Genomic DNA, 7,133 nt, shown 5'->3' with positions numbered 1-7,133 from the left:
ACAGTCTTCTGTTCGCCGTGCTCGGCGGCCAGACCGGCCATCATTCGCGCGAAGATGCCCTTGTCGCTCCACCGTTTCCATCGATTGTACAGCGTCTTGTGCGGTCCATAGGCGGCAGGGGCATCCCGCCACCGCAAACCATTGCGATTGATGAAGATAATCCCGCTCAACACACGCCTGTCATCGACGCGCGGCTTGCCGTGGGGCTTCGGGAAGAAAGGCTCCAGAGGCGCCATTTGCGCATCCGTAAGCCAGAAGAGATCAGACATGTTCACCGCTCGTTTTTGAACCGTGAATCACGCCGCAAAACGAAAATCAATGGGTCCTGACCCTAGAACTCTTGGGATGGACGACTAATACCTACTGTGATCCTATGCTGTCGCAGTTCATGGGCATTCAATGCGATCAGCTTCGTATATTGTAGGTATTTTGGTAGCCATTGCCGCCAGCATTGGCCTTTATTTGGTTTCTTACCAGTACTTCGTTTCGGAGGAGCTTTCGAAAGCTCAGGGCCGGCTCTCTCTCTACCAAAGCTCGGTAAACAGCGAACTCGAACGATTTTCCCACCTCACCTATGTGCTGTCACAGGATTCCTTTGTAATTGGAACAGCCGAAGGAGACGGCACCGGAGCTTTAAACCGACGCCTTGAGGATTTTGCGGAGCGGGCGGAGCTGGATGCTATCTACCTGATGGACGAAGACGGGATCACGATTTCCGCATCGAACTACCGCGACACAGGGAGCTTTGTTGGCCAGAACTACGCTTTCCGCCCATATTTCCAAAGTGCCATTTCTGGTAAACAGGGCCGCTTCTATGCCATCGGGGCGACGACTGGTCTGCCAGGATACTTCATCGCCAACGCAGTGCTTGACGACCAGGGAGATTCAACTGGTGTCATAGCGATTAAGATCGATTTCTCTAATCTTCAGGATAGTTGGAAAAACTCGGGCGAACAGGTTCTTTTGGCCAATGAAGACGGTGTCATTCTGCTTTCTTCGAACTCGGATTGGCAATATCGCGCGTTGACGCCATTGTCAGAACCACAGCGAGAGCGAATTCGAAACGCCCGGCAGTTTCCGGGGCAAGCCTTAGATGCGTTGGATTGGGTTGAGTTGCCAGGAGATCAGGCCAGAATTGCGGGGACGAAGCGCTTGCATCTTGCAGCAACGGATTTGCCTCATGGCTGGTCGCTTCACTATTTTGCAAGTGACGATCAGGCTGTAGCGCGCAGTTGGCTTGTAACTGCAGTTTTTGTCCTCTTGGCGGGGCTCACATTTATCTACTTCCAGATACAACGTGCGAGACGCGTCAGCGCTGCTTTGGCGCGGTCCGAAGAGGAAGAAGCAATGCTGCGCGAAGCAAATGAAAGGCTTGCCATCGAAATCGACGACCGCAAGACAGCCGAGCGGAGCCTCAGACGCACCCAGGGCGAGTTGGAGCGCGCAAGCCGACTGGCCGCTCTTGGGCAACTATCCGCGTCGGTCACGCATGAGCTGGGCCAGCCCATCGCGGCGATGCGCAATCATCTGGTGGCTGCAGAGATTTCATCTTCCGGGGAAACCAAGCTGCCACAAAAAATCGGCAGCCTGGTTGACAGGATGGAAGGGATCACACGCCAATTACGGTTTTTTGCACGGTCGGAGAGTGAGGCGTTCGACGACGTAGACTTACGCACTTCGGTTAATGCCGCGTTGGCTCTGGTTGCCCCAAACATCGAACAGGGCAAGGTGAAAATCTCAATTGATGCGTCGACTGGTCCGGCGTTTATCCGGGGCAGTGCCCTGCGGATCGAACAGGTCATCACAAATCTTTTGCGCAATGCCATAGATGCTACGGATGAAGCGGATGCGCCTGAAATCCATATCGCTGTCATGGCTTCTGATGATGAGGTCGTGTTGGAAATTCAGGACAACGGTCACGGGTTGGGCGAGGCAACGCTGGCAGAGTTGCAAGAGCCATTTGTAACCACAAGAGAGAGCGGGAGAGGCATGGGCTTGGGACTGGCCATTTCCACCAGCATTGTCAAAGATCACGATGGCACAATGACGGCCCGAAATCGAAATGGCGGCGGAACAATTTTCCGTGTCACCTTCCCGATAGCCTCAAATACTGAAGAAACGGACGAATGAACCTGCAGCAACCCTTCAAAGTTCTGGTCGTTGATGATGACAAATCGATGCGACAATCTCTTGTCGAGTTGCTTGAAGCCGCCGACTGGTCTGTCAACGCCTTGCCACGCGCGACCCAGGTGACGGAGCATCTGGCCAACGCCTCGCCCGATGTCATTTTATCCGATGTGCGTATGCCCGGCATGTCGGGACTTGAATTGCTGGCCAGCCTGGACAGGCATGTGGCGCCTCCGGTGGTATTGATTTCGGCACATGGTGATATCCCGATGGCGGTTCAGGCCATACAGGACGGGGCATATGGGTTCATCGAAAAGCCATATGAACCACGGCGATTGCTTACGGTGCTGAGGCACGCGGCCGAACAATACCGAATGCGAAGAAGTAATGCCCGCCTCAAAGACCGTCTGTTCAAACTGTCAGGCCTTGACCGCATCCTGCTGGGCCAAACGGACGCCATTACAGACTTGCGACAAGAAGTACTTGATCTTGCTGATACGTCGGTTGCGGTTTTGTTGCAGGGAGATACGGGCACCGGGAAAGAGCTGGTTGCTCATGCTTTACATGATTTGGGCCGCTCGCCGGAGGCACCGTTTCTGGCGCTGAATTGCGCCGCATTGTCGGCCGATACATTTGAAGCGGAAATGTTCGGCGTCGCGGGTGAATCCGACGGAAGGCTTGGGGCGGCATCGGGTGGGACCTTGTTTCTGGATGAAATCTGCTCGTGCCCACCAGCGGCGCAGGCCAAGCTGTTAAGGGTCATCGAAGATCAACAAGTGCTGCCGGTGGGGGCGGTGTCGCCGGTGCCGGTAAGCTTCAGGGTCGTGTCAGCAACCAACGAAGACGTTGTACTTGCGGCCGAGGAAGGCCGCCTGCGTCAGGACCTTTTGTTTCGATTGAATACTGTCGTCCTGTCCTTACCCCCGCTTAGACAAAGACGGGATGATCTGGTTCTGTTGGCAACGCATTTCTTAAACGAATACGCGCAGGTTTATGAGATAGACGTACCAGAACTTGATCAGGACGATTTGGCGGCTCTGCTTGCACATGACTGGCCCGGCAATGTGCGTGAATTGCGCCATGTCTGCGAACGGCGCATTTTGGCGGCCCGACGCGGAGGCGGTTCGGTGGCGCAGGCTATCCAAAGCGATCAGCACTTCGACGAAGTGCCGGATACCCTGCGCGATGCCGTTGCCGCATTTGAACGCGAGCTCATAGGCAAAGCCATCAAGGCGCATAAAGGCCGCATGGATGCCGCCGCCGAAGCGCTTGGGATTGGCCGCCGGACGCTCAACGAAAAGATCGTCAAACTTGGTCTCGATAAAGAGGCTCTGTTGTAGGCGAAAACAGCTCTGCGGAAATCCGCAGGGCGCCTGGGAAAACGCGCGCATTTTCCTTCATAGTCAGGACGCCGCGCATTCTGAATACTCCGCCCAAACGAATTGCATGATCTGGGAGGAGCCACTATGCGCAAACACCTTAACCGGGCGGCCATTGCCGCCTTGTCGCTGACCGTTGCATCCGAAGCACTGGCTGTCGAATGGAACGTATCCCTGTGGGGCAAGCGCCGTGCTTTCACAGAGCATGTCGAAAAGCTGGCTGAACTGGTGAACGAAAAGACCAACGGTGAGTTTACCCTGAACATCAGTTATGGTGGCCTGTCGAAGAACAAAGAAAACCTCGATGGGATTTCGATTGGCGCGTTTGAAATGGCCCAGTTCTGCGCTGGCTATCACCGCGACAAGAACCCCTCGATCACTGTCTTGGAACTGCCGTTTCTGGGCGTGACATCCCTTGAACAGGAAGTCGACTTGTCGATGGCTGTTTATCAACACCCGGCAGTCGTCGAGGATTTGGCACGCTGGGACGCGACTCTGCTGATGCCGTCGCCGCTACCGCAGTACAACCTTGTCGGGGTAGGTGACGCGCCGAAATCTCTGGCCGATTTTGAAGGTCTGAGTGTGCGCGCCACCGGCGGTATCGGTAAAGCGATGGAGACGGTCGGCGCAGTTCCGACTTCGATGTCCGCATCCGAAGTACGTCAGGCAATGGACAGCGGCATCGTCAAAGCCGTCAGCTTTGCACCACACGCCCATATGTCCTTTGGCACTATTGAAAACGGTACGTGGTGGACGACGAACCTGAACCCCGGAACCGTCAACTGCCCGGTCGTCGTGAATACTCTGGCACTGGAAGATCTGTCCGATGAACATCGTAAAGCTCTGCTGGGGTCGATAGACGAAGCGCTGGATCACTACGTTTCCCAATACCAAACCAAAACGATGGAAGCTTGGGGCCCCGAGCTGGATCAACGCGGCATCGAACGGGTCACATTCAGCGATGAAGAAATCGCGGCATTCAAAGAGGCCGCCGCCGCACCCGCAGCAGAAGCCTGGATTGCGGAAAACACCGAACGCGGTCTTCCGGCGCAAGAGCTCTATGACCTCGTGACCGGCAAGATCGCCAACGGTAGCTAATCCACTCACCACCCGGCGTCGGCCAAGCTGGCGTCGGGTGCCTTTTCCTCTGATAGCGGAGCACAACGATGGCCGGGTCATCCTTGGTGCTGTCCGACGACAGCCGTCTCAGCATTCTCGATCAACATCTCTACAAACTGGAGAGCTTTCTGGCCTTGCTCAGCGGTCTTGCGGTTTTCTCTCTGATGGTAATGGCCGTTGTCTCCGTCGGTGGTCGGAATATCGCCAATGCGCCGCTTCCCGGGTATGTCGACTGGATTGAACAGGCCATGCCGTTGATTGCCTTCATGGGGATATCTTATGCGCAGCGCGATGGCGGCCACATCCGAATGGACATGTTCGTTGGTGCACTTAAAGGCCGGACGCTCTATATCGTCGAATTCGTAACAACCGCCGTCATTCTGGCGCTGATCGTCTTGCTGATCTGGGGAAGCTGGGCGCACTTCGCGCGCAGTTTCGACTATGGTGCCCCACTGTGGAGCCGCGACAGTTCCATTGACATCAGCATCCCGCTGTGGCCCGCCAAGCTGTTGGCCCCCGTCGCCTTCAGTGTGCTTTGCATAAGGCTCTTTCTGCAGCTCTGTGCCTACGGTCGTGCGATTCGCCATCCTGACCAGCCGCCTGTCGCCGTCCCGTTGATTCCCGATGCCGCCACCCAGGCTGCAATGGAAGCCGAGCATGTCTCGGGCCACGACAACTGAGGTAAATTCTGATGGAACCCATTGAAATTGGTCTGATCGTCTCGGGCGGAATGCTTGTTCTTGTGGTGCTGGGTATGCGCGTGGCATTTGCTGCCGCAACGGCCGGAATGGTTGGCCTGATCTGGATCTTCTGGGCCAAGTTTGGGTACGACCCAGCGCGGTTCGGCAAGGCTGTGACTGTAGCCGTCAAAACAGCGGGGCAGGTGCCGCATTCCAAGATTTCGAGCCAGGCGCTGAGCCTTATCCCGACCTTCATCCTGATTGGCTACCTCGCCTACTACGCGGGCCTGACCAAAGCACTGTTCGAGGCCGCCAAGCGATGGCTGGCATGGGTTCCTGGCGGGCTGGCGGTGTCGACCGTCTTTGCCACCGCCGGGTTCGCTGCGGTTTCCGGAGCCTCGGTTGCCACATCCGCCGTTTTCGCCCGCATCGCCATCCCCGAGATGCTGAAGATCGGCTACGACAAGCGCTTTGCTGCAGGTGTCGTCGCTGCAGGCGGCACATTGGCGTCGCTCATCCCTCCTTCGGCCATTTTGGTCATATACGCGATTATCGTGGAACAGGACGTGGGCAAACTGCTGTTAGCCGGTTTCATTCCGGGCATGTTCTCAGCTTTGATCTATGGCTTGCTGATCATTGGCATGGCTGTTGTGATCAAAGACTTTGGTCCCGCAGTCTCAGGCTTTACATGGAAAGAGCGTTTCATGTCTCTTCCGCCCGCACTGCCTATCTTGTTTGTCGTCGTTACCATCATCTTCTTTGTCTACAACCCATTCGGAGGCGATGCTTGGGGCACGCCAACCGAGGGTGGCGCAATCGGTGCCTTCGTTGTCTTTCTGATGGCGCTATATCAGGGCATGCGTTGGTCCGAACTTAAAGACGCGTTGCTGGAGACGGCCAAGCTAAGCGTCATGATCTTTACCATCATCTGGGGCGTGCTGGTCTATGTTCGTTTTCTGGGTTTTGCCGAACTACCCAGCGCGTTCTCCGACTGGATCACCTCGCTTGAGATGTCACCAATGCTCATTCTGATCTGTATCCTGCTGGCTTATGCTGTACTGGGCATGTTCATGGATGCGATAGGTATGCTGCTGCTGACGTTGCCCGTAGTTTACCCAGCCGTCATGGCGTTGAACGGTGGTGAAGCGGTAAGTGCGGCCGATAGTACCTTTGGAATGTCCGGCCCGATGTGTGCCATCTGGTTTGGCATTCTGGTAGTCAAAATGGCCGAGTTTTGCCTGATCACCCCACCTATCGGGCTGAATTGCTTTGTAGTGGCTGGCGTGCGTGATGACCTAAGCGTTCAGGATGTTTTTAAAGGTGTAACGCCTTTCTTTCTGGCGGATGCAGCGACGATCGCAATGCTCGTTGCGTTCCCTGCTATCGTTCTGTGGCTTCCTGGACAGGTTTGAATTACATGGGATGATTTTTGAGCGCGGATTGCCGGTGCGGCTTAGACAAAGATGCAAGATGCGTGCCATTCATGAATAAGCAACGGCGACCAATAGCATAGATAGCTGGCGTCATTATTTGTTCAGTCATGTAAAGGCGTGTCGGCTGATTTGGGCCGTTCGCATGATCAGCTATTGGTGGGGCAGGGGACCTTTCTGCAACGGCACCGGAGCCTGTTGTGAGCCCAAAGCAGAATCTTGAGAGATAGTGGAAAGAGCACTCCGCCGTCACCACGGCGAAGTGCTGAATAGTGTGTGTCTAGCTGCCCTTCGTCGAGCGTGCGAAATCCTGTAGAACGGTAACTCACGGTCTGCGGGACGGAGCCGACTTTTGCTCACGCCGCTTTTGCTGACGCAGAAACCCCTCGCAGGCGCGA

Annotated in this window: 6 protein-coding genes; 5 read left to right on the top strand and 1 reads right to left on the bottom strand. The window is 55.7% G+C overall.

The window, feature by feature from the left end; translation table 11 throughout:
- On the bottom strand, nt 1–269 hold a 269-nt coding region (locus AC2FH8_RS14335; protein ID WP_496690067.1), incomplete at its 3' end, for a transposase.
- Nucleotides 270–399: 130 nt separating this feature from the next.
- On the opposite strand from AC2FH8_RS14335, the gene AC2FH8_RS14330 reads away from it, so the two are divergent.
- The 5 genes from AC2FH8_RS14330 (at nt 400) to AC2FH8_RS14310 (ending at nt 6,717) form a co-directional block, all read left to right on the top strand.
- Nucleotides 400–2,130, top strand: a complete 1,731-nt coding sequence (locus tag AC2FH8_RS14330; RefSeq protein WP_142637614.1) for a sensor histidine kinase — start codon at nt 400–402, stop codon at nt 2,128–2,130.
- Nucleotides 2,127–3,467, top strand: a complete 1,341-nt coding sequence (locus AC2FH8_RS14325) for a sigma-54-dependent transcriptional regulator (protein WP_142637615.1) — start codon at nt 2,127–2,129, stop codon at nt 3,465–3,467. The genes AC2FH8_RS14330 and AC2FH8_RS14325 overlap by 4 nt, the downstream gene beginning before the upstream one ends.
- Nucleotides 3,468–3,593: 126 nt before the next feature.
- Entirely contained in the window at nt 3,594–4,604 is a 1,011-nt protein-coding gene (gene dctP / locus AC2FH8_RS14320; RefSeq protein WP_281995470.1) for a TRAP transporter substrate-binding protein DctP, read from the top strand.
- Nucleotides 4,605–4,672: 68 nt separating this feature from the next.
- The gene (locus AC2FH8_RS14315; protein ID WP_281995471.1) at nt 4,673–5,305 is read left to right on the top strand and encodes a TRAP transporter small permease subunit; all 633 of its coding nucleotides are present in this window, start codon (nt 4,673–4,675) and stop codon (nt 5,303–5,305) included.
- An 11-nt stretch (nt 5,306–5,316) separates the two neighbouring features.
- Entirely contained in the window at nt 5,317–6,717 is a 1,401-nt protein-coding gene (locus tag AC2FH8_RS14310) for a TRAP transporter large permease (protein ID WP_142637621.1), read from the top strand.
- Nucleotides 6,718–7,133 lie beyond the last annotated feature (416 nt).

Source organism: Ruegeria sp. CDSC025, assembly GCF_059610805.1.
This window is presented reverse-complemented; position numbering and strand designations above follow the sequence as displayed.